Consider the following 21,432-nt stretch of genomic DNA (forward strand, 5'->3'; position numbering starts at 1 on the left):
GCAGCGGGAAGGGTCTGTAGTAGCTGGGATCAACCAGCAAAGGTCAAACGAGCCGCGGCGGGGTTGGTTGCGATAGTAGGGGCGGACGCGGCATGCTTGCGTGACCAAATGGAGGTTTTGAACCAATGGCCGTAGGTGCCGATGCGCTATTCCGCGGCCTCCGTGCCTTCGTAGCAGTTCCTCGCCATCGCCATGCACTGATGCGCCATCGATCGGCAGAGACCTTCCTGCTTCTCGACCCATGGTCCAAAATGGCCGTGCGGCAATTTTGCCTTGTGGTGCAGCAGCCAGCGGCCGATCGCCAGCTTCTGCCCGTCGGACAAGTGCCCGCGGGGAATTGCTCGAGTGTTGGCCGGCACGGGATCTGCCAGCGGCGCGACATTGCTCGGGGACATAAGAGCGAGATAGGCCTTGTGCACCTCGGCTTGCTTGTCGGCCGGCAGCTTGTTGAACTGGCGCACCGACATCCCGCAACCTGTTGCCAGGACAGCGGTGTGGCGCTCCTCACCACGAAGGCGCCTCAGCCGCTGGCTTTGCCATTGGTTCGGAAGCCGATAGGTGCCGATGCCCTCGATCTCAATTTCGGTGAAAGGGGTCCTGGCTAACATGCGATGCGCCTCGCGATTGCAGGGCCTGTGAGCAGCGCCAGCAGTGCGCCGGCCATGACGTCGGCCGTCGATCCTGGCAGCGCCTTGGCGGCCGTCCTGAGCTTGCCCAGGTCTATTTCATCCATGGCCAGGAACAGAGCAGCATTGAGCACCACCTCACCAGTCAGGAGCACCGCTGAGACCGCCTGCAGCGTCGCAGCATGAAGGTCATGGCCGTTGTCAGTCGAGTTGATGAGCTTCAGCACCATGGCCAGGTGTTGCTCGCCATGCCGGCGCCCGATCGCGCGCACCGTCGGCTTGCAGTAGCAATGGCCGGGCTTGCGGCCGCTCGACCGGTTGTCAGCGCTATTGTGGAGCTTGACGCCGCACATGCGGGCTATGGCGTGGATATCGCAAGGGTGGACCGTCCGTGCCAGCATGCCGCGCCTCGCTGTGAGAACGCGGGGATATTGCATAAGTCGCGGCTTATGCGCAATAGATCGGTTGGCCTGGAGTGAGGTCACTTGCATTTGAGCTAAATTGCGTGGCTGTATGGCCGATGAAAATTGGCCGGGGGGCCACACGACATGACCACAAACCTGTTTCTCACGGGTGTCGCTGCATTCGCGTTGCTCGTTCCGCTCTACTTCATTCTAAAATGACGACGGTATTCTAAGGCGCCGCACGACGCTCTCTGGACTATTTATTAGAACGGCCGCATCTTCCCCGCCGGGGAAGTGAGACAGTGGGCAAATTCCAGAAGCAGCATATCGGGGCCGACCAGGCTGACCGCTGGCGCAGCGCCAGGAAGCGACGCCGCCGCATATTGCGACCAGCGTATCTGCTCGCGCTGATCTTTGTGCCTTTGGCCGTGTTCCTCTCGCAGAACCCCGACATCATCGGCGCGGCTCCCAGCCTTGTGCAGATCGATGCATCTCCAAGCGCCTCTCTCTTGTCCACAGGCGCTGGATGCAACATCAAGGGCAACGTCAGTATCGACACGGGGGAACATATCTTCCACGTGCCCGGCCAGAAGTATTATTCGCGCACGCGCATCCGGCCCGAGTTCGGCGAGCGGTGGTTCTGTAGCGAGGCTGAGGCGATGGCGGCCGGCTGGCGGAAGGCATGGAGATAAGTGCCGATGGACGACGAAATTCTTTACCAAGGGCCCGGTTACACGATTGCCCGTATCCACAAGCCCGAGACAATGATTCCGTACGGTCCGAGCGGTGCTCGGCCAGATGGAACGCGAAACTATGGCTGGGTTGACTTGAGAGGCAGGCCGGATCTCGTCTCAGGAATCAAGGAGGCTGCCGATAGCACAGCTCTTCAAGCGGTGCTCCGCGAACTGGCGGCTCCTGGATCTCCAATCCTTTCCAGCGGGTGTGAGCACCATGCTTTTGACCGCGGGGAAAATGACCCGAGCGGCTTCAGATGGCAGTCAGGGGCCTTTGTTGTCACTGCTTTCGACGATGGACGCCTCAATAGGAGTGCCGAAAATCACATCGCGTTGGCAAAAGAAATTTGGGACAACATTGCTGCGCCCGTGACCTGGCGTGTTCCGATGCAATACGAACTCACAATCGAGCCCCTGAAGACGTTCTTCGGCCAATCAGATTGCCACTGCCTGATGCTGAAGGCGCTAGGATACGGACAATCGAAAGACCAAGCCAATGCATCAATGGAAGCTGCCTTGCATATGCTCGCCGCCTCCCTTCGCGAGGTGCAAAGCAAAATAGCGTTTCAAAACGCGTGGCATCTGACCGTCAGTTGTCTGAATCCGAGTTGCCAACAGCCGATCCCAATTGAGATCGAGCCGTCGGCTGAAGGGACGATGCTAGTTTGGGAGGATCTTCCCACCAAATTGCCCATCCGCTGTCCGTCTTGCGGCATAACGGGGGAGTATCATCCACGACAAGTTCGACGTGGGAAGGCAATTCCAACACAGTGATTTTCAATTCAACCTCCTTAAGGGCAGAGCGCCCTATCGGTTGCTTCACTCTCGGTCGAGATCAGCGATCTGTTTCTTCAAATCCTTCGGATCGCCGCGTGCTGCCAAGGCGCCGAGCGCAAGCGTTGCCGCCGCATCGTGGTTGCGACGCCTGGCTGCGAATCCGATGAAGCCGACGATCTGGCGCGGGGTGTAGCGCCAGACCTCGGCCGGAGAGTGCCCTTCGGCGATCAGCCTCTCGATGGCCTGGGCGAGGTCGTAGCCCGCACCGTGGGCAATGCTCCGCCGCCGACCGTGCCCGCCATTTCGGTCAACGCCGCCACGAAAGGGGCAGCACCGCGCGGCATCGTCACGCGCACGATTGCAGCAAGCAACTCGGCCTTCTCATCCAGAGAAAGGTTCTTTGCATTCGCCTCGTCGATGTTCGAGCAGCCGGCCGCGATCAACGCGGCGATGATAGTGTCAGACATGCCAAGCAGCGGTTCGATCTGGAAATTGCCGCGCGCCCACATCTTTCGCAAGTCCGGGAAGCGGAACAGGAGGTCGGCGATCGTTTGCACCTCGACGCCGCGAATAATCGCTTGGTCGCCGCGCACCGGCACCGTTGCAGTCAGTGGCGCAATTGAGAGAAGGTCAGGCATGTAGGGTCTTCCTTTCGGGGTTCAAAAAAGGGTCAAGGCGGCGACGACGCCGTATGCGAGTAAAAAGGCCAGCCAGGCGATCATGCTTCGCCCCCAGCCGGCCCGTATGCCATCTGCACGATCTCGGCCGACGTCATCATGGCCAGCGCGTATTCGTTGCCGAACTGCTGCCAGAGCGTGAACGGGATCGCGACTTTGACGGTCGAACCGTCTTCCATGTCCAGGATGATGCCGACCCACTCGCCTTTCGGCGCCGGGCCGAAATGAAGGCCCATGACATGCCGGCTTTTGAAGTCGCCGAAGCGCTCTTGAAAAGCCGTCTGGTTTGCCCGCACCTTCGGGTTGTGCTGATCTCCGGGCTTCGGGATCGTGGCGGGATCGAAGTCTGGCATGTCAAAATTGCTCATCGCATCGGCCTTCTGCCAAGGGACGTCAACGCGCTCTTGACCGCGAAATTCTGCAGCTTTCTGACGATGTGATCTTCGCCTATGAGGTCGAACACATCTTGGGGACCAAGACCGAAGTCGAGCCGCACAGTGGTCATGGCGCCGCTGCTGACCGATGGTGCCAGATTTAGGCTGCTGGCAAGACCGCCGACGGCAAATCTCTGCGGCGACATCGATCGGTTGAAGTGATCGGCTACTCCGCCGACGCTGAAGCCCTTAGCCAACCCCCGGAAGGCTTCAATATTGGGCATGACGCCGGAATTCAGCGCATGGAAGAAATCCGCCCCGAGTTGCTTGACGATCGCCGCCCGGACGACAAATTCGCCCACGCTCAATCTTGCGAAGATGGAGTCGCTGGTGCTGGTACCCGGGCCGTGAGCAAGGTGGCCGCCGCCGGCGAAGCCTTGTGTCGACGATCCGCCCCCACCCGAATCCCCACCGCCGAAACCGGCGAGCTGCTTTGCAAACTCAATCGCCGATTTGATTTTCGATATGACGCTGTCGACGAGTGCAGAGACCCGCCCGAGAATGCTGCGGGCGATATCGACGATGCCGTTCAGGATAGCGGAGATGCGCGTGGTGATGCCTTGGAAGGCCCCCACGATGCGCTCGACGATCTGTTGCGCGATCTGGCCAAGGCGCTCGATAAGACCGCCCCACGCCGCCGCGATGCTCTCGACGATCGCATTGAACGCGTCAATGGCCATCTGCTGGCCGGCCCCGAAGGCAGCAACGATCTGCGACCAAATATCAGTGGCACCTTGGACGATCGCCGCCCATGCCGCCGCTGCGCCTTCGGTGATGAACTGCCATGCGGCAGCGGCGCCGGCCTGGATGTCAGTCCAGAAAACACGTATGGCGATTCCGGCACCGACAGCCGCGGCAGCGATGGCCAGCGGGATACCGCCAACCAAGCCGGCCAGGAGCCCGACGCCGGACACAACGACGCCGATGATCGAGCCGAGCAGGCTAAATGCTCCGACCAGCGAAAGGACCGCTGCGCCGAGCGCCAGCTCGCCTGCCGTGATGTCCGTTCCGAAAACTCGGTTAAGCAGATCGGCAACGAATTGCGCGCCCTCGCGCAGCGCTTTGAATGCCGGCAACACCAGGCCGTTGAACACGCCCGAGACATCGTTGCCGAACTGCACAATGGCAGCCGCCCATTCCTTGATCCATGGGTTCTTGACGTTCTGGCTGTTGCCGCTGAGAAGGTGCAGGAGGTCGCCTACGACGCTCAGAACGTTGCGATTGATAACCTCCGCCATATCGACGAAGGCCTGGCGGTTATTGTTGATCACGTCGGCGAAGCCATTCGCCAGCACCGTCAAGCCGGGTCCGAAAACCAGGCCCATCTGCAACCGTGTACCGGCCGCCGCCTTCTTGATGCTGTCCAAGCTATCGCCCAGCGCATCACCGATGGCGGCCTGTTCCTTGGTAAGCACGATGCCAAGCTGCTCGGCCTGCTTGCCGAGATCCTGCAGACCCGCTTTGCCGGCGTTCAGAAACGGCAAGAGTTCGGCACCGGATTTTCCAAAAAGCTCGATCGCCAAAGCGGCTTTCAACGCGCCATCCGGCAGCCGAGCGAAGGCGTCAGCGACGTCTAAAACTATGTCCTCTGTCGGCCGAAGCTTGCCGTTGATATCTTTTATCTTTACGCCAAGCCGGTCGAATATGTTGCCGGCCGCCTTGGTCTTGTCGGCCGCCTTTTCGGTCGCGCCGCCGAACTTCGTCACCTTGACGCCGGCCGCGTCGATAGTGTCGCCAGCCTTGTCGCTTCCCTTGACGGCTTCGGCGAGCGCCCTGTTTAATTTGCTCATACCGGAGACGAACTGATCGTTGCCTACGTCCGCCATCTCGGCGGCGAAGGCCAGGCGGGTGTAAGCTTCGGTTTGCAGTCCCGTTTTTTCGGCACTTTTGCCCGCCTGGTCCGCCACCTCGCCGGAGGATTTCGCAAGACCGAACAGCGCGGCCCCTGCAGTGCCGGCAACGGCGGTCAGGCTTGTACCCAATAGGGCAACGTTCCTGACGAAGCTGGTGAGGTCCGAACGAGCCTTGGACAAGCTCGCCGTGAACTTTTGGAAGTCGGCGCGGTTTGCCGCCGCCTGGATGGATTTAAAGGCCTGTTCGCCCGCAGCGCCGAGTCGCTTCAGATTGGCGACGATGTCGGCGACACCATCGAAGGACAGGCGCGTTTTGATCTCATTGGCCATTCAATTCGTCCTTGAGTTTTTCGGCGAAATACGCGCCAAGCTTTGCAGCGTGGGCGGCGGTAATCCTGCGCAGGTTGAACCGCTTTTTCAGGGTGACGTCATCGACGCCGACGAACAAAGGCACGGCCTGTTTCGCGCCGCCACCGCTCGCCCCCCTGCGCAGCTTGGCGCTGGTGAGCTTACCCACCTTGCCGGTTCTCGCGGAGACCCCGACATTGGCGGCGAGCAATGGCGCCTTGCCCGGCCGGTTGATGGTGAACAGCGGGCCGACGCTCTTGATGTAGAGTTCGGCTGTCATGCGCTGGCGCCCTATCCTTTTGGGCGCGGAAGGCAGCGGAAGCCACAGCATCGGCTTGCCAGCAACGCGCCCGCCGGTCTCGAAAATGTCGAAGTATGGGACCGTGTCGAAAACCAGAGCGGCCGCGCCGAGTGAGGCTCCAGTTTTCGGATAGACGTTGGTCCTGAAAGAGTTGGCGAACCGCCTCGAAAACCCGCCGCTCACGATGTCGGATCTGCCCTCCTTTTTGATGCTGGTGGCGGCTTGGGTCATGGCGCCTGTGGCCGCCTTCGCCATAACCTCAAGGTTGCGCTTCATGGCGCGCTCGATCGCACCAGTCGGCGAGTTGAAGCGGAACCCCAGCTTGGCCATTCTGGTCAGACCTCCGACAACATCAACATGATCTCGCCACCAGCCTCGCCCGTCGGTGCCGGCACGGGCTGGTGATTGACGACACGCCACGTCTTGCCGTTCAGGGTCAGTTGGGCGTCGCGCAGATCGGCTGGATCCACGTCGGCCAGGTCGGACGCTCGCACCATGGCCGCCGGCGCGATGGTCAGCACATCGCCGCTCTGAAAACTGATCGTCTTGGGCGCGGTCTTGTCGAATGCCCGGATGGTCCTGGGCGGGTCACCACAGGCAACGACCAGCACCGCGTCGACCGCCAGGGGAGACGAATACAACGCGTTGTAGTGGAGATCCCAAATGCTCATGGTCAGGGCCTCAACTGCGCTTGCGCAAGAGAATCGGGGAGCGTGTCGCGGTTGGCCGGTGAATTGGCTTTCGCGAAACGGCGAGCCACCTCGACCGTGCGCGCCGCTGTCATGCCTGGGATCTCAACCGCCAGATCGAGAGCCACCACTAGGAGCTTGCCATCGCCTTTGCAGACGTCGACGATCGCCTTGAAGCGTTCGCGTTCTGCGGCTGCACCGAGCTTCCTGCCTTCGGCAAAGCCTTCATCCCGCGCCAATGCCGCGGCCCGTCCGAGAATTTCAATGTTGCCGTCCATCATGCGCCTCCAAGCTTGCATTGGTCTTGGCGGCGGAACCCCCTAGGCGCGGCCTATCTCTACGAGGGACATGCGCCTTGCGTCCCCTCATCACGTGTACGGCGTCGGAAGGACCCGGCGTCATCGGTCAGGCCTGCCTGTTGCGGCGGGCATAGATCTCTCTGGCGAGACTGTTGAAGCCGCGTTCTCGATTCACCTTCTCGGTGGCCTTCGTCCACATCGCGTCGATCTCTGCCCGTGTCCGCTTTGCAGGCTTGGCATTGACGCGCTTGATCACCTCGACCCATGTTGATTGACCATCGGATTTGCTCGGCGGCTTGTCCGGAACATTGCCGATCTCTGTTTCGATTGCGTCGAGTTCGGGCTTTAGCTCGGCGAGTGTCGGTATGCGCTCCGGGTTGGTGCGGCCTAGGATGTAGCGCGGCGCACCGTCGGCCGCCTCACGTTCTCTTGTGGCTGCTGCCCTTGCCTCGGCTATGGCCGCCGGGAAACGGTCACGAAGGCCAACGACCCTGTCTTGTTGGCTGTCGGGAAGATCCTGGAAGCAACCACCAATCATACTGGTCGCGCGGAAGAAGGCGGCGAGGTCGGATTGGCTCTTGAACTGCGAGACATCACCGCGCTCGACAGCGGCCCGCCATGCCGGCGAGAACGTGCTGGGTATCATGCTACGGGGTTTCCTCTGATCGATGCGGCCAGGACGTGCACCAACACCATCCTGGCCGCGACGCACGCCACGTTGAAAAGATAAGCCGTGACCGCGCCTTTGATTGACGAGCCGGACAGCAACCGCTGTGAAACCATCCGGCTCTTTTGCCTCAACCGGGCTGACAGGAACGGTCGGGCAATAGGGTGTGCGAGGCCGAACGGGCGGCCCGCTATGGATAGGAAAGCGAGAATTTCAGAATCGCGGAAACGCGCGAAACCCGCACCTTGCGGCCCCCCATTGTGTGCCTGAACGGCGGTGGGGAACCTCAATAGGGGGCGGGGCGCCCTCGGGTGGCTGACCCGCTCGACCATCCCGAGGGCAACGCCGACAACTGTCCAGGTCGTCGGCGTATTCAATCCGAGCGTTTGGCTAACACTCGTCATCATCACGGCTCCTCGGCCATGTCGATGGTGGCAGGCTCTTCCTTGGCCTTGGCAGGCGTATCGGCAACTGCGATCAGCTGAGTGACCGGTTCCTGATCGGCATCAGGCGGCATCGGCCGCATGATCGCGAGATCACTCATCCTTGCCAGGACAAGCCTTGGCATGTCTGTGCTGTTGTTCCTGTGCTCCCAGATGGGAGGGTCGCCGGCGACGAGGCCGGGCAGCACGACACTGGCCAGCGGAGAGTAATGGATCGGGCTGGTCCGGGGCAGATAGGTCCGCCGAATGAAGCGGCGCTCGACCGCACGGATGCCGCCGTGAATATGGATGATGCCATCGGAAGGCAGCCGCCCTTCGGCTCCAAGCTCCTTGGCGCGTTTCTCGGCCTCGCCCTGCCTGTTGTCGGGCAATATCTCCCAAGACCCGGCGTGACACCAAAGCTGGACTTCCTTCTCGCTGAGGGTCTTCTCCTCCGATCCTGGGCGCCGGCGCACCGTCACCTCGACAGGCCACAGCGCAGCAGCATCCTCGGGCAATCGCTTATTGGCTTCCTCGATCGCGACGTCAGCCTCGGCGACCACCCTAATCAGTTCGACAAGGCGTTGGCCTAGGTCGGGGTATTCCTTCCGAAGCAACTTGGCGGCAGCATCGGCTTTGGCCTTCGCGGCGTTGTAACGGTCGGAGAGTTCAGCCTCAGTCGCCGCAGCGATGGCTGCCTCGAGGCGCTTCTCCAATTCGGCCTTGGCCGCATAGGCGCGCTCGATGTCGCGGTTTGCCGCCGCGATCTTGGTCTCGATCGCCTCGAGTTCCTTGTCGCTGCCGTCGAGGAGCACCCGGCGCCGTTCGGCTTCCAGTTTCTCGGCCGCGGCCTCCAGGCCTTCGATGTTGATCTGGTCAAGCGTCTGACGAAGCTGGTCGGCCGTGTTCGTCTGGCCTCCTCGCAACGACTTGACGATGGTTTGGATGTTCATCTGCGTTCGAACTTTCGGGCTGTGGACATGCACCGAAGATGCCGAACGAAACACGACAGACGAAGGGCTCGAAACACGACAAACGCGACAAACACGACAAGGCTATCGGATGCCTAGTTTTGCCTGCACTTTCGAGATCGAGACAAACCAGCGACCGCCTCGCTTCCAGCCGAAGCTGCCGTCGCGTTGGCACCAGGCCAGCACTCTGAATTTCGAAATCTCGAACCGGCTCGCTGCCGAACCGGTCTCTATCCACTCCCTGCCAATCAGGTCCGTTCGCCTTTCGGGTTCCATCACAACTGGCGCTGCCGGCGGTTGCTCAGCCGCTTGGCCGACATATCGACGTAGATCCGCGAGTGCAGCCTCAACGGACGCGATGTAGGCGTCGAGTTGCGGGTCCGGGCCGGAGGTCATGCATCTTCACTCGCAGCAAACGGAACCAAAGCGGCAAATGAAGGTTTGCTAATGGACTGCTGAAGATCGCACTGCCAACTGCGCGTTGAGGAGTCTGGACCATGATGCTGTTCGAACCTTTGGACTCGGACTATCACAAGCGCAGCGTGCTCTACCACGCGGCCCGGTTGTCGATGCTCCATGATCGAATGCTGATGCGATTCGACAAGGTCGAAGAAGCGGCCGACAAGGTTCAAGCCGCGGCGGCCGTGCTGGTCGATGTCACCCACGGCTCTGCCGTCGACGCGTTCCAGGACGCGGTGTCCCGGAATTCGTCCGCAGATTTTCTTCAGGTTGAAGCCGGCCAAACTATTGGGCTGTGAAATCTGCCGCTCATTGGCCGAGACCATCAGGGAGGCGGCGCGGCTATTCGCCTGGTCGAGCGGGCTAACACTCCAGGCAGGAACCAAAGTCTGCAAAGGGTGTTTATTGACCGAAGGGCATCTTACTTCCTTGGAGAGTTGAAAATGAAAACCACCCTGATTCTGGGCGCGCTGGCGCTTTGCTTGGCCGCGCCTTCGATTGCGTCGGCCGATGCGATCGTTCTCACCACGAACCAGCACCGCCATCACCATCGTTCGGACGCTGTCGTCATAAATGAGGACGGAGCTCGCCTCCATCATCGCCGTCATGGCACCGAGGCGTTTTACGACAACGGCAATCGCCATCATTGGCGCAGGCATCATCGTCCCGACGTCGTCGTCGTCAAGCGTTCGGACGACCGCCCGATGCACCGCCGCCATCGTCACGTCGTTATCGAGAACAACGACTACTAATTTCCGACTGCAGACCCGGCTCTCAGAGTGGAGCCGGGTCACGCGGCGCTGCCTCCTGGCCGCTGGCCATGTCCAGATCGCAGCCAAAGCTCGCGCTGAACGGCATCGTGGAACTCGCGCAGTTCGCGATTGATCGTGTCTCGATCGAAGCCGGCGCGTTGCATCTGCCCGCCCATAGTGGCAACCATCTGCTTCCAGTAGTTCGTCGCCGCAGCGCCACGCCTCGCCGAAAGCACCTCGGCAACACGCCGGATCTTGCCGATACGCTTCGCCATCGGGAAGGCGATCAGCATGCAAGGCGGGTTCCAATCCAGAAGGTCAAGCTGCTTCATGCAGTTCTCCTCTTGGCTCGCGCGTAAGCACTAGCTTCACAATCCTCGGAGCCCTTTGAATGAAGGTGTTCTTCTAAGGTAGTTCCATTAAGGTGTTTATGTTGGAGATTTGCCACCTCAACATAGGGTGGATTTGCGACCTCAAACCCAGGGTGATTTGCCACCTCAAACGGGTTTTGAGGTTGGAGATTTGCCACCTCAAACTTATCGTTTTCGAAGTCTTCCATCCGCTGATGCATGGCATCCAAGACCATGTTCGCGCGGTCTCCCATGAAGCCGTATTGATTGGCTGCTCGCTTGTGCGGCCGGCTCTTTCTCATCCATGGAAGGCGCGGCCGGCCGTCCTTTGTCAGGGCAGCGCATAGGCGCTTGGTAGATGCCATGATGCTGTCGCGTGATCGCGCCAACTGCACCGCCAAGCGATCGACCGACGGCCAGGCAATGCGCGACACGCTGTTGACATGCTGCATCATTCGGAAGGCCACGCGGAAGTCAGCGTCGGTCACCTCGGGGTCGACAGACATGGCGTCGAGCATGTCGAGTTTCCACGACGTGAAGGCGCGCTGTTCAGCATTGTCTTTCATCATGCTGCATCCTCGAACCGCGTGATGAAATCGAGGGCTTCCTCCTGGGTCGCTGGCTGCAGCTTGTAGAGGTCATGACGCTCAACTCGGTCGACCTCCATCGCCCCGAGTAGCCAGATAGGGATCGTATGGTGGAGGTGAAGAACTTCGCCTTCTCCGATAAACTGGATGCACCAGTAAACAACGTGCGGACCTGTCGCGCGCCACCAGTACGCTAGTCCTACGTGATCGATGTCTTCGTCACCGAAGACGAGGCAAGCGGCGCCGCCCTCGGCCGGCAATAACTTCATGCCTAGACCGGCGTAGCGTTCGGCAGCGGCGAAGCCCAAATCCGCCACGATGGCGGGTTTCAGACCGGCTCGATGCATGAGCATGTAGCGCTGTGCCGACCTTTCTGAGATACTGGTCGACCTCAGCCACGCCGCCCAGTGCCCGTGCCCGCAAAGGGCCTTGGCTTCGGCAAGCACTTCGCCGGCTTTAAGGGCCTGGACGGCCGCCATGCCTGTGAACGTGCCGACGTCCTTGTGTGCTTTCTTCGCTTCAGAGGCGAGGATAGGGAGACGGTTGCTCATGCGGCGCGCGCCCTGCGCAATGTCGTCTCACGGATGACGACGATCGCCTGGTGAGCGGTCAGACCGAACCGCCTTTGCAACGTTGGCACTATCGGCCGCTCGCAGGCGCCGTAGTTGGCGGCATACCACTCAACGGCTTGTTCGATGACGTCACTGTGCTCGTGATCGCAGCCGGTCATGAGGCTCATTCGGGCGCTCCATCAGCCATCCACATCTTCGCCATGCCGTCGATCTCGACATCGGGGTGATATCCGCAGATCACCACTACGGCCCCGGCCCGAACGAAATATGTCTCGTCTGGGGTCAGTTCCGCATAGCCTGGCATCGCCAACTCGATCGCTGTCCCGATCTGTGGGAAATCACAGTCGTTCTCAGTGGCGCCGCACATGAGGTAGTAGCCTGCCAGTCGGCGGATCAGCGGGGCGTATCGCTCCGGCTGATTTGCCATTGCCTGCCACGCGGTGTCGGTCGGTCCGTTGTCTACAGCGAGTTGTATCTGCGCCCTAGCGGTCATGCGGCCGCCCTCACCGCCGTAACCTGCAAGCCAAGTTTGATTGCGACGGGCGCCACCGGAACCCGGATCTTTCCGCCGATGGTCACAGTCGGCATGTCTCCGCGCTTGGCGGCGTCATAGGATGCATTTCGGCCCAGATCATAAAAGACCTTTCCGGCTTCCGGCACCGATACTGTGGCGCGGGAGAGTGCTTCAGTCAGTGTCATTGTCTTGGAACCTCCGTTTTGAATCAGCGCTACTTGTGCCGATTTTCATTGTAGGTTCACAAAACGTTCCGCACAAGCGCTACTTGTGCTTGTTGTGCCGATTTTGTTGGTGTATTGGATTACAGGCAGTGATAGGAAGGGACGAATTGAAATGGCCAAGGCGCCGCGCGAAAATCGCATACCAATAATGATGTCGGATGATGAGCTCAAATCGATCGACGACTGGCGATATCAAAACCGCATTGCCACCCGCTCAGACGCTGTCCGGCGCTTGGCTCAAAACGCTTTGCGGATCGATGATGAGATTGATCAAATCTACAAGCAGACCAGGAGCCTTCACGAGACCATATTGACCCGGACGGAAGTCATCACTGACACACTCAATCCAAGCGGCGAAACCGATTGGCAGCGCCTTGGAAAGATGGCTCTTGCCTTCAACAGTTCTCTTATACAGGACATCGCGAAGCTGACGTTGGCGGTGAACAGCATCACCGAGCAAGTTCATCGGTTGCGGTCGGACGGAGAATTCATTGACCTCAGCAAGGCGGCAGACGAGATCAAAGCCAAGGCCAAGGACCGAGCGAAAATGCTGAAGATGATGTTCAAGGCGATCGATGAAGGCGGTCACATTGATGAGGAGGATGACGAATGAAAGGCCACATTCGCGAGCGCAGCCCAGGCCATTGGGCAATCGTCCTCGACGTTGGCGAGATCGACCCGAAGACCGGAAAGAAAAAACGCAAATGGCACAGCTTCACGGGCACGAAGCGTGAGGCGCAGAAGGAATGCTCCCGCCTCGTCACCGTCCTCGACCAAGGCCTCTATGTCGAGCCCACCAAACAGACGGTTGCCGAGTTCCTTGACGAATGGCTGGGCTTCATCAAGCCATCGGTGGCGCCGAAGACGCACGAGCGATATGCCGAGATATGCAGGAAGGGGCTGGCGCCGTTGATCGGCAACGTGGTCCTCTCAAAGCTGAAAACCGATCGAATTGACGCCGCCTTCACCACGGCGTTGACGGCACCGCGCGTCGACCACCGCACCAAGAAAGATGGCGACAAGCGTGAGCTGCTACCGCCGCTGGCGCCCCGCACTGTCCACCACTACCGCCGGGTGTTGGTCAAGGCGCTCGGCCAAGCGGTGACGTGGGAGCGGCTGTCACGCAACCCGGCCTTGGCGACGACGCCACCCAAGGTCGAGCGGCAGAAGATGCTCGCCTACGATGTCAGCCAGACGGCGACGTTGCTTGAGACTCTTCGGCCGACGAGGATGTTCATCCCGATCCTGTTGGCGGTGACGTGCGGATTGCGGCGCGGCGAGATCCTTGCCCTACGCTGGCGCCATCTTGAGCTAGGAGACAATCGCCGGCAGATGTCGATCGAGGAAAGCGCGGAGCAGACCAGCGACGGCGTGAGGTACAAGGAACCGAAGTCAGGGCGCGCGCGCACCGTGGCGCTGTCAGCCAGCACCGTGGCAGAGCTAAGGGCGCATCGGGCGCGCCAGGCCGAGGAGCAGCTTCGCCTTGGCCTTCGGCCAGACGGCGACAGTTTCGTTGTGGCCCAGGTAGACGGCCAGCCTTTGCAGCCGCGATCCCTTACGCATGAGTGGGTGCGCGTTCTCGGCAAGACATCCCTGCCCCGCATCCGATTCCACGATTTGCGGCATACTCACGCCACGCAGATGCTTTCGGCCGGCGTTCACCCGAAGATAGCAAGCGAGCGTTTGGGGCATTCGAACATCGGCATCACGCTAGACCTTTATTCGCATGTCATGCCAGGAATGCAGGCGGACGCAGCAGAGCAAGTTGACGTCGCGTTGCAGGCGGCTATAAGCAGCGAGCGAAAAGGCAAATAGTTGCAAAGTGCGTAGCAAAGGGCTTTTCGAAGCCCGCTGCAAATGGAAAAAAGCACAGTGATTGCAATTAGTTGGAGGAATGGCCGAGCGGTTTAAGGCACCGGTCTTGAAAACCGGCGTGGGTGCAAGCTCACCGTGGGTTCGAATCCCACTTCCTCCGCCACTGACGCCCCTGCAGCCAGTCAGATGCGCCCGCCCAAGATCGACGTGGAGGTCGCGCACTTTTTGCCAGGTCCAGGCTGCCGCAGACCACGCTCTGTGAACCACAACTATGGTGCTCTTCCCGGCCCATTTCGTTGGCAGACACATCCTGCGGCGCTTGAAACAACCGGTTCTGTTGCCTGATTAGACCGCTTCCCGATCGTCCAGGCAGCCTGTCGCAGTGCCGGTGTTCCCTCGGCAGGCTCACGCAACTACCCCTTTGGGACGGCGTATCCGAGTTCGATATGCTCCGCCTCGTTGTGGCTGATCCCACTCCTGCAAGGCGGACAAATCATGGACTGGAGCGGCGGCATCATTTGTAAAAATCCGGGCGTTGGCAGATTTGCGAGCTAAGCAGCGACGCCACCTAAATAGGCGCTGATAACCGCTTCATTGCTCGCGAGATCGCTGCCTGGTCCCTCAAGAACAACGCGTCCGGCCTTGAGAACGTAGCCGTAGTCGGCGAATTTCAGGGCGACTTTGCTATTCTGCTCCACAAGCAGGATGGTCACGCCTTCACGATTGAGGCGCTGCACGATGTTCATGACTTCCTTGATCAGTTGCGGCGCCAGACCCATGGAAGGCTCATCGAGCAACAGCACCTTGGGCGCGGCCATGAGGGCTCTGCCGATCGCCAGCATCTGCTGCTCACCGCCCGAGAGGTTCCTTGCATCGCCATTCTGCCGGCGCGCCAAGATGGGAAAGAGCTCGAAAACATGGTCCAGCCGTCGCCGGCGCTCGACGTCGTCGGCAAGCGTAAACGAGCCCAGGTCAAGGTTCTCCCTGATCGTCATGTCGCCGAAAATACGCCTTCCCTCCGGGACGTGGACGAGCCCGCGATGCGGCAGGCGATGGGCAGGGACTTTGGTTATGTCCTCGCCCAGGAAGCGGACACATCCGGAGGATGCGGCAACAAGGCCGGACAGCGTGCGCAGGGTGGTGCTCTTGCCTGCACCATTCGCGCCAAGCAGGGCGACGATCTGGCCGCGTTTGACAGAAAGACTGACGCCATGAAGGGCTTCGATGCCGTCATAGCGCGCGACGATGCGGTCCGCGGAAAGAACGATTTCGGCTTCCATCATTCCTCCGTACCGAGATAGGCTTCGATGACCCGAGGGTCTGCTCGCACGGCCTCCGGCGGCCCGTCGGCGATCTTCTGACCGTAGTCGAACACCACGATCTTCTCCGACACTTGCATGACCAGGCCCATGTCGTGCTCGATCAGCAGGACGGTGACACCGGTTTCGTCACGGATGCGGCGGATCAGGTGTACAAGGTCCAGCTTCTCGCGCTCGTTCAGGCCGGCGGCAGGCTCGTCCAGCAGGATGAGCGTAGGCGCCGACGCCAGGGCTCTTGCGAGTTCGAGCCGCCGTTGATCGCCATAAGAGAGACCGCCGGCGCGGCGATGCGCATGCTGCTGGATGCCGACGAAATCGAGCCAGCGCATGCCGGTCGCGCGGATCTCCTCCTCTTCGCGCCGCTGTGCAGGCAAGTGCAGGATCGCCGACACGATGCCGTGGCGGCTGCGGCAATGCTGGCCGGACATGGCGTTTTCCAGAACGGTCATTTCCTTGAACAGCCGGATGTTCTGGAACGTACGGGCGAGGCCGAGCGCGGTGATGCGATGCGGCGGCAAGCCGGTGATCGGCCGGCCGCCCAGACTGATCGAGCCGCCCTTCGGCTTGTAGAAGCCGGTCAGGCAATTGAAGAGTGATGTCTTGCCGGCCCCGTTCGGCCCGATAAGACTGTTGATGGCGCCTTTCTCAACTGAGAACGAAATGTCGTGAAGGACTTTCAGTCCTCCGAAACTGAGGCGCAGGTCGCGGACTTCCAGCAGCGCCATGGTCAAACTCGCTTGTCCGGCCACAGCCCGTTCGGCCTGAAGAGCATGATTGCCAGCAGCGCAATTGCGGTCACCAGGGGACGATAGGTCCCCGCGCCGCGCAGCACCTCCGGAAGCAGGGCCACGAGAACAGCACCAAGGACGACGCCGGGAATGCGGCCCATGCCGCCCAGGACGACACCGAGAAGGATGAGCAGCGATTGGTTGAAGGTGAAACTCTCCGGCGAAATGGCCGTCATCTTGGCGGCGTAGAGGCATCCGGCCACGGAAGCGATCACAGCGCCCATCATATAGGCTTGCAGCTTGGCCGTGACACGGTTGATGCCGATACCGGCGGCAGCGTCCTCGTCATAGCGAACATAAAACCAGGCTCGTCCCATTCGCGATCGCTCGACGCTCAGACAGACGAAGGCGGTGAGCAGCGCAAGCACCAGGAACGCATAGTAGAAGTGCTGCACCTGCATCAGCTTGAAGCCGAAGATCTCCGGCCGCTCGATGCCGATGAGGCCGCTGGCGCCACCGGTGATGTCGAGGTTGCGGGCGATGATGCGCACGATCTCGCCGAAGCCCAGCGTCACGATCGCCAGATAGTCGCTGCGCAGTCTCAATGTCGGAGCCCCGATGATGATGCCGGCCACGCAGGCTGCCGCCATGGCGACCGGGATGGTGAGCCAGAAGTTGAAGCCGAATTCCGCGGTCAGGATGCCTGACGTGTAGGCGCCGACCGCGAAGAAGGCGGCGTAGCCGAGGTCGAGCAGGCCCGCATAGCCGACGACAATGTTGAGGCCGAGGCACAGAACGACATAGAGCAGCGCCGTAGTTGCCACCTCCGTCACATAGGCGTTGGCAAATTGCGGCAAGACCAGCGCGACGGCGAGCGCCGCCAGGCTGGGCAGCACGACGGACCAGCGCATCAATTGCTGTTGCCCGGCGGCCGGCATGGTTCTCACTTCGTCGATCATCACACCCGCTCCACGACAGAGCGTCCAAGAAGGCCGGTCGGCTTGAACACAAGGAACAGGATCAGGGTCCCGAACACGAAGACGTCACGCCATTCCGAGCCGACGAAGGGCAAGGACGAACCGAAAGCCTCGAGCAGGCCGAGCAGCAAGCCGCCGAGCATGGCGCCCGGCACGCTGCCGATCCCGCCTATGACCGCGGCGGTGAAGGCCTTGAGCCCCATGATGAAGCCCATGAAGAAATGGACACTGCCATAATAGGCGCCGGCCATGACCCCGCCGCCGGCGGCGAGCGCCGAACCCATGAAAAAGGTCAACGCGATCACCCGGTCGACATCGATGCCCATCAGGCGGCTCGCCCCCATGTCGATGGACACGGCGCGCATCGCCTTGCCGTACATGGTGCGTGAGACAAAGGCCTGCATGCCTGTCATAAGAGCGATGGAGGCGGCCACCAGCACCATCTGCGTGTAGGTGATGTGAACGGTGGAAATGTCGACACCGGCAAAACCGAGGTCCGTGTTGAAGGCGTAATGCCGCCCGCCTGTCAGCGCGAGTGCCGTGCCGTTCAACACCATCGACGCACCGAGCGCCGTGATGAGGATGGACAGGCGCGGCGCATTGCGCATCGGCCGATAGGCGAAGCGCTCGATGATGACGCCGAGCAAGCCGACAGCCAGCATCGACACAAGCAGGGCGCAGACCACGCCCAGCCAGCCATTGCCGACCCATATGCCGACGAAGGAAAACACGATGAGGCCGACGAAGGCGCCGTTCATGTAGATGTCGCCATGGGCGAAATTCAGGAGCTTGATGACGCCAAAGACCATGCTGTAGCCAAGCGCGATCAGGGCATAGAACGAGCCGACGATAAGACCGTTCACCAGTTGCTGAATAAGCAGGTCGAGCGTCATTGATGCTCCAGGGCAGAATTGAAAAAGTCTTGGCTGGGCGCCGCGTCAGCGCGCCAGACAATCGGCGGTGACGCCGAGGCCGCCACAAGGCCTGCCTCGGCGTCAATCCTGTTAGCCTTTATTCGGCTACCCACTTGCCGCCCTTGGCGATCACCGGGCGGAAGTTCGAGGTCTGGAGCGTGTTCTTGTCGGTGAACTTGATTTCACCGGCAAGGCCCTTGAAGTCGCTCGCCTTGAGCGCCTCGATGATCGCCTTCTGATCCGCCGACTTGGCCCGCGTGATCGCATCGGCGATCAGGCCGCCCACATCATGGGAGAGCGCCGCATAGGCGCCCGCGTCGCGGCCATAGGTTTCCTTGTACTTGGCCTTGAAGTCGGCGGCGCCGGACAAGAGGTCGACGGTGGGCGGAGACAACAGATACACGCCCTCACCGGCCGAACCGGCGATCTCCAGATATTCCGGCGAATTGTTGCCGTCGCCCAGCACGATGCCGCCCTGGAACCCGGCCTGCCGAAGTTGTTTGGTGAGCAGGGCACCACCGGCATGGTAGGCGGTCCAGAAGACAGCATCGGCGCCGCTCGACTTGATCTTGGTGACGACCGCCGAATAGTCCTGCTCGCCGGCCGTGGTGGTCTCCTTGGCGGCAATTTCGCCGCCAGCACTCTTGAAAGCTTCGGCGGTCAGCTTGGCCAGGTCGGACGAATAGGCATCGCCTTCGTCCACGACCGCGATCTTCTTGTAGCCGTTCTTCTTGAAGAGTTCGACGGCTGTCGTCGCCTGCATGTCGCCGGTCGAATTGGCGAGGAAAGCATTGCCCTGATTGGCGGCGACCAGCTTGGTCGAGTTCGCTCCGATGATGACGAACGGAATGCCGGCGTCACCATAGATCTTCAATGTCGGCAAGACGGCGCCCGAGCAGTAGCCGCCGACGATGGCGGTCACGCCTTCCGAGACAAGCTTGCTGCCTGCGGTCACCGCCTGCTGGGGATCGCAGGCGTCGTCGGCGGTGGTGGTGGTGATCTTGTCGCCGTTGACGCCGCCCTTGGCGTTGACGGCATCGATCGCCATCTTCACGGCGTTCTCCATATCCTGCCCTTCACTGGCCAGTTGGCCAGTCATGGGGGCCACGATGCCGATCTTGATGTCGGCAGCCGCGGCCATCGTGGTCATAGCCAGCCCGGCAAGGGCGGTGGCGCAAGCAAGCCTCTTGGCAAGCCTCTTGAAGGAAACAACCATTAATTCTCTCCATTTCCCCTGTTGGCGCATCCAGGCGGCGTGCCCGAAATGCATTGTTTCGCCCCTCGGTTAGCTGCGGAGCGGTTATGTTGAGCAAGATCGCCAGCCGGCCATGCGATTGTCACCGGCAGGCTCCTGATCCGCCGATCAGTGACTGCCGCCGGCAGCCCGGGCATAGGCTCCCTGGTAGCGGTTCTCCCGGATGCTCTGCATAATCTCGGCCTCGCGGGCCTCTTGCGCCCTGACGGCGGCCAGCAAGGCCGCGGCACCGTCGATTGGAAATGCCACGACGCCATCCTCGTCACCCACGACGATGTCGCCAGGACCGACGACCATGCCGCCTATGCAGACGGGAACATTTATGGCTCCCGGACCATCCTTGTAAGGTCCGAGATGGATGGCCGACCGTGCGAAGCATGGAAACGGATTGCGGCCGATGGCACCGGCATCGCGAATGGCGCCGTCGATGACAATGCCTGCGGCACCGCGCGACGCCGCGACACTTGTCATGATCTCGCCGACCAGCGCGCGCCCCTCATAGCCACCGCCATCGACGACAATGACATCGCCGGGCTGCAACAGATCGAGCGCACGATGGATGAACTGGTTGTCGCCGGGGCGGGTCCTGACCGTCAGCGCCCTCCCCGCCATGACGCCGCCTACCCGGTGAAATGGCCGCAATCCGACAGCCCCGGGGACACGGGCGAGATTGTCGCTGATCAACGGCGTAGCCAGAACGCGGAACGCGTCGATCAGTTCGCTTTCCTGTAATCCATCCGCCATCGTCTGCACTCCCCGTCCTTGGCACTTTTATGAATATAGTATCCAATCACAATTAATTCAGTGGAGTCAACCGACTTGCAATGGTTGGCAGAAAAAAGCCAAAGCAGCTCATAAACGCCGCCGCTTGGGCAAACGTGACCGCAAAGCCCACCCGTCCGGGCTTGCAATGGCGGCAAAGTTCAAGATAGATTGGATAACATATCCACAAACGCCATGATTGTAAAAAGGGAATTGGTTGTGAAGCACGCAGGAAAAGTCGTGATCGTCACCGGGGCGGCACAAGGGCTAGGCCTTGCCTGCGCCGAGCGCTTTCATGCCGATGGCGCCAAGGTGGTGCTTGTCGACGTGCAGGCCGATCGCGGGCGCGAGCATGCCGAACGTCTGGGTGAGCGTGCCGCCTGGCTATCGGCGGATCTCTCCGAATGCACGCAGGAAATGGCAGCCGATGTTGTTGCCAAGGCCACAGAGCGATTCGGCGGTGTCGACGTCCTCATCAACAATGCCGGCATCATCCATCTGGACGATTTCGTCGACTTCCCCGAGGAAGCCTTCGACCTGGTTCAGCGCGTCAATCTCAAGGCTCCCTTCCTACTCGGACAGGCCGCGGCAAGGGCCATGATCGCGCAGGGACGCGGCGGCTCGATTATCAACATGTCGTCGATTAATGCCATTCTGGCCATTCCCAATTCCGTCGCCTATGCCGTGTCCAAGGGCGGCATCAAGCAATTGACGGCGGTGATGGCCGTCGGATTGATCCCGCACAATATCCGCGTCAATGCCATCGGCCCCGGCACCATCCTGACCGACATGGTCAAGAGCTCTGTCATGGCCAGCGAAGCGCAGCGCAAGACTATCCTGTCGCGCACGCCGAGCGGCCGCTGTGGCGAACCTTCGGAGATCGCCAGCGTCGCATCCTTCCTGGCCAGCGACGACGCTTCCTACATCGTTGGCCAGACCATCTATCCCGATGGCGGTCGCCTGATCCTGAACTATACGGTGCCGGTGAAGGACTGACCGCCC

General features: G+C 60.9%; 29 protein-coding genes and 1 tRNA gene. 8 read left to right on the forward strand and 22 right to left on the reverse strand.

The annotated features are described in order from the left end of the window. Positions 1–146 precede the first annotated feature (146 nt). Both EN955_RS04020 and EN955_RS04025 read right to left on the reverse strand, forming a co-directional pair. The gene (locus tag EN955_RS04020) at positions 147–608 is read right to left on the reverse strand and encodes a hypothetical protein (RefSeq protein ID WP_024503197.1); all 462 of its coding nucleotides are present in this window, start codon (positions 606–608) and stop codon (positions 147–149) included. Continuing rightward, positions 602–1,027 carry a hypothetical protein gene (locus EN955_RS04025; protein WP_024503198.1) on the reverse strand — a complete coding sequence of 142 codons (426 nt, stop codon included), beginning with the start codon at positions 1,025–1,027 and terminating at the stop codon, positions 602–604. Before EN955_RS04025 ends, EN955_RS04020 begins: the two co-directional genes overlap by 7 nt. Positions 1,028–1,332: 305 nt before the next feature. On the opposite strand from EN955_RS04025, the gene EN955_RS04030 reads away from it, so the two are divergent. Both EN955_RS04030 and EN955_RS04035 read left to right on the forward strand, forming a co-directional pair. Beyond that, complete coding sequence (locus EN955_RS04030; RefSeq protein ID WP_024503199.1) at positions 1,333–1,722, forward strand: hypothetical protein; 390 nt, start codon at positions 1,333–1,335, stop codon at positions 1,720–1,722. A 6-nt stretch (positions 1,723–1,728) separates the two neighbouring features. Next, positions 1,729–2,538: a hypothetical protein gene (locus tag EN955_RS04035; protein WP_024503200.1), complete on the forward strand. Its 810-nt coding sequence runs from the start codon at positions 1,729–1,731 to the stop codon at positions 2,536–2,538. Positions 2,539–2,768: 230 nt separating this feature from the next. Here the strand turns inward: EN955_RS04035 and EN955_RS04040 are convergent, their stop codons facing one another. From EN955_RS04040 to EN955_RS04075, 8 genes are all read right to left on the reverse strand, one after another. Next, positions 2,769–3,140 (reverse strand): hypothetical protein, encoded by a 372-nt coding sequence (locus EN955_RS04040; protein WP_127219143.1) that lies wholly within the window; start codon positions 3,138–3,140, stop codon positions 2,769–2,771. A 119-nt stretch (positions 3,141–3,259) separates the two neighbouring features. Further along, positions 3,260–3,586, reverse strand: a complete 327-nt coding sequence (locus EN955_RS04045) for a hypothetical protein (RefSeq protein ID WP_024503202.1) — start codon at positions 3,584–3,586, stop codon at positions 3,260–3,262. After that, positions 3,583–5,835: a phage tail tape measure protein gene (locus EN955_RS04050; RefSeq protein WP_024503203.1), complete on the reverse strand. Its 2,253-nt coding sequence runs from the start codon at positions 5,833–5,835 to the stop codon at positions 3,583–3,585. The genes EN955_RS04045 and EN955_RS04050 overlap by 4 nt, the downstream gene beginning before the upstream one ends. Beyond that, positions 5,825–6,484 (reverse strand): DUF6441 family protein, encoded by a 660-nt coding sequence (locus EN955_RS04055; RefSeq protein WP_024503204.1) that lies wholly within the window; start codon positions 6,482–6,484, stop codon positions 5,825–5,827. The genes EN955_RS04050 and EN955_RS04055 overlap by 11 nt, the downstream gene beginning before the upstream one ends. Positions 6,485–6,489: 5 nt before the next feature. Next, positions 6,490–6,825 carry a hypothetical protein gene (locus EN955_RS04060; protein WP_024503205.1) on the reverse strand — a complete coding sequence of 112 codons (336 nt, stop codon included), beginning with the start codon at positions 6,823–6,825 and terminating at the stop codon, positions 6,490–6,492. Positions 6,826–6,827: 2 nt separating this feature from the next. After that, positions 6,828–7,124 (reverse strand): hypothetical protein, encoded by a 297-nt coding sequence (locus EN955_RS04065; RefSeq protein ID WP_127219394.1) that lies wholly within the window; start codon positions 7,122–7,124, stop codon positions 6,828–6,830. A gap of 124 nt (positions 7,125–7,248) precedes the next feature. Continuing rightward, positions 7,249–7,788, reverse strand: coding sequence for a hypothetical protein (locus tag EN955_RS04070; protein WP_024503207.1), 540 nt, complete (start codon positions 7,786–7,788; stop codon positions 7,249–7,251). Between the two features lie 427 nt (positions 7,789–8,215). After that, entirely contained in the window at positions 8,216–9,184 is a 969-nt protein-coding gene (locus EN955_RS04075; RefSeq protein ID WP_024503209.1) for a hypothetical protein, read from the reverse strand. A gap of 515 nt (positions 9,185–9,699) precedes the next feature. On the opposite strand from EN955_RS04075, the gene EN955_RS04085 reads away from it, so the two are divergent. Together EN955_RS04085 and EN955_RS04090 are read left to right on the forward strand one after the other, a co-directional pair. Beyond that, a complete protein-coding gene (locus EN955_RS04085; RefSeq protein ID WP_024503211.1) occupies positions 9,700–9,960 on the forward strand; it encodes a hypothetical protein in 261 nt (86 codons plus the stop codon). A 144-nt stretch (positions 9,961–10,104) separates the two neighbouring features. Beyond that, positions 10,105–10,413 carry a hypothetical protein gene (locus EN955_RS04090; RefSeq protein WP_024503212.1) on the forward strand — a complete coding sequence of 103 codons (309 nt, stop codon included), beginning with the start codon at positions 10,105–10,107 and terminating at the stop codon, positions 10,411–10,413. Positions 10,414–10,451: 38 nt separating this feature from the next. Here EN955_RS04090 and EN955_RS04095 read toward each other — a convergent pair whose 3' ends face one another. The 6 genes from EN955_RS04095 to EN955_RS04120 are packed head-to-tail and all read right to left on the reverse strand — an operon-like array spanning position 10,452 to position 12,621. Next, on the reverse strand, positions 10,452–10,745 hold the full coding sequence (locus EN955_RS04095) for a DUF6074 family protein (protein ID WP_024503213.1): 294 nt from the start codon (positions 10,743–10,745) through the stop codon (positions 10,452–10,454). Then, positions 10,742–11,332 (reverse strand): hypothetical protein, encoded by a 591-nt coding sequence (locus EN955_RS04100; protein WP_024503214.1) that lies wholly within the window; start codon positions 11,330–11,332, stop codon positions 10,742–10,744. The genes EN955_RS04095 and EN955_RS04100 overlap by 4 nt, the downstream gene beginning before the upstream one ends. After that, positions 11,329–11,901 carry a DUF3102 domain-containing protein gene (locus EN955_RS04105; RefSeq protein ID WP_024503215.1) on the reverse strand — a complete coding sequence of 191 codons (573 nt, stop codon included), beginning with the start codon at positions 11,899–11,901 and terminating at the stop codon, positions 11,329–11,331. Before EN955_RS04105 ends, EN955_RS04100 begins: the two co-directional genes overlap by 4 nt. Beyond that, the gene (locus tag EN955_RS04110) at positions 11,898–12,089 is read right to left on the reverse strand and encodes a hypothetical protein (RefSeq protein WP_024503216.1); all 192 of its coding nucleotides are present in this window, start codon (positions 12,087–12,089) and stop codon (positions 11,898–11,900) included. Before EN955_RS04110 ends, EN955_RS04105 begins: the two co-directional genes overlap by 4 nt. Next, positions 12,086–12,415, reverse strand: a complete 330-nt coding sequence (locus EN955_RS04115; protein WP_024503217.1) for a hypothetical protein — start codon at positions 12,413–12,415, stop codon at positions 12,086–12,088. Before EN955_RS04115 ends, EN955_RS04110 begins: the two co-directional genes overlap by 4 nt. Continuing rightward, a complete protein-coding gene (locus EN955_RS04120; RefSeq protein ID WP_024503218.1) occupies positions 12,412–12,621 on the reverse strand; it encodes a hypothetical protein in 210 nt (69 codons plus the stop codon). Before EN955_RS04120 ends, EN955_RS04115 begins: the two co-directional genes overlap by 4 nt. Before the next feature lie 151 nt (positions 12,622–12,772). Here EN955_RS04120 and EN955_RS04125 point away from each other — a divergent pair, with 151 nt between their 5' ends. From EN955_RS04125 to EN955_RS04135, 3 genes are all read left to right on the forward strand, one after another. After that, positions 12,773–13,273 carry a hypothetical protein gene (locus EN955_RS04125; RefSeq protein WP_024503219.1) on the forward strand — a complete coding sequence of 167 codons (501 nt, stop codon included), beginning with the start codon at positions 12,773–12,775 and terminating at the stop codon, positions 13,271–13,273. Then, complete coding sequence (locus EN955_RS04130) at positions 13,270–14,475, forward strand: site-specific integrase (protein ID WP_024503220.1); 1,206 nt, start codon at positions 13,270–13,272, stop codon at positions 14,473–14,475. Before EN955_RS04125 ends, EN955_RS04130 begins: the two co-directional genes overlap by 4 nt. 73 nt (positions 14,476–14,548) lie before the next feature. After that, positions 14,549–14,638: transfer RNA gene (locus EN955_RS04135), tRNA-Ser, on the forward strand. Positions 14,639–15,026: 388 nt separating this feature from the next. On the opposite strand, the gene EN955_RS04140 is transcribed toward EN955_RS04135, so the two are convergent. The 6 genes from EN955_RS04140 to EN955_RS04165 form a co-directional block, all read right to left on the reverse strand. Beyond that, on the reverse strand, positions 15,027–15,755 hold the full coding sequence (locus EN955_RS04140; protein WP_024503221.1) for an ABC transporter ATP-binding protein: 729 nt from the start codon (positions 15,753–15,755) through the stop codon (positions 15,027–15,029). Beyond that, positions 15,755–16,519, reverse strand: a complete 765-nt coding sequence (locus EN955_RS04145; protein WP_024503222.1) for an ABC transporter ATP-binding protein — start codon at positions 16,517–16,519, stop codon at positions 15,755–15,757. Before EN955_RS04145 ends, EN955_RS04140 begins: the two co-directional genes overlap by 1 nt. 2 nt (positions 16,520–16,521) lie before the next feature. Next, on the reverse strand, positions 16,522–17,481 hold the full coding sequence (locus EN955_RS04150) for a branched-chain amino acid ABC transporter permease (RefSeq protein ID WP_245265326.1): 960 nt from the start codon (positions 17,479–17,481) through the stop codon (positions 16,522–16,524). Beyond that, a complete protein-coding gene (locus EN955_RS04155; RefSeq protein ID WP_024503224.1) occupies positions 17,481–18,392 on the reverse strand; it encodes a branched-chain amino acid ABC transporter permease in 912 nt (303 codons plus the stop codon). The genes EN955_RS04150 and EN955_RS04155 overlap by 1 nt, the downstream gene beginning before the upstream one ends. A 118-nt stretch (positions 18,393–18,510) precedes the next feature. Beyond that, entirely contained in the window at positions 18,511–19,629 is a 1,119-nt protein-coding gene (locus EN955_RS04160; protein WP_245265327.1) for a branched-chain amino acid ABC transporter substrate-binding protein, read from the reverse strand. Between the two features lie 147 nt (positions 19,630–19,776). Further along, positions 19,777–20,412 (reverse strand): RraA family protein, encoded by a 636-nt coding sequence (locus EN955_RS04165; protein ID WP_024503226.1) that lies wholly within the window; start codon positions 20,410–20,412, stop codon positions 19,777–19,779. 237 nt (positions 20,413–20,649) lie between these two features. On the opposite strand from EN955_RS04165, the gene EN955_RS04170 reads away from it, so the two are divergent. Then, a complete protein-coding gene (locus EN955_RS04170) occupies positions 20,650–21,426 on the forward strand; it encodes an SDR family oxidoreductase (RefSeq protein WP_024503227.1) in 777 nt (258 codons plus the stop codon). Positions 21,427–21,432 lie beyond the last annotated feature (6 nt).

This window comes from Mesorhizobium sp. M7A.F.Ca.CA.001.04.2.1 (assembly GCF_003998485.1).
Taxonomy (GTDB): domain Bacteria; phylum Pseudomonadota; class Alphaproteobacteria; order Rhizobiales; family Rhizobiaceae; genus Mesorhizobium; species Mesorhizobium ciceri.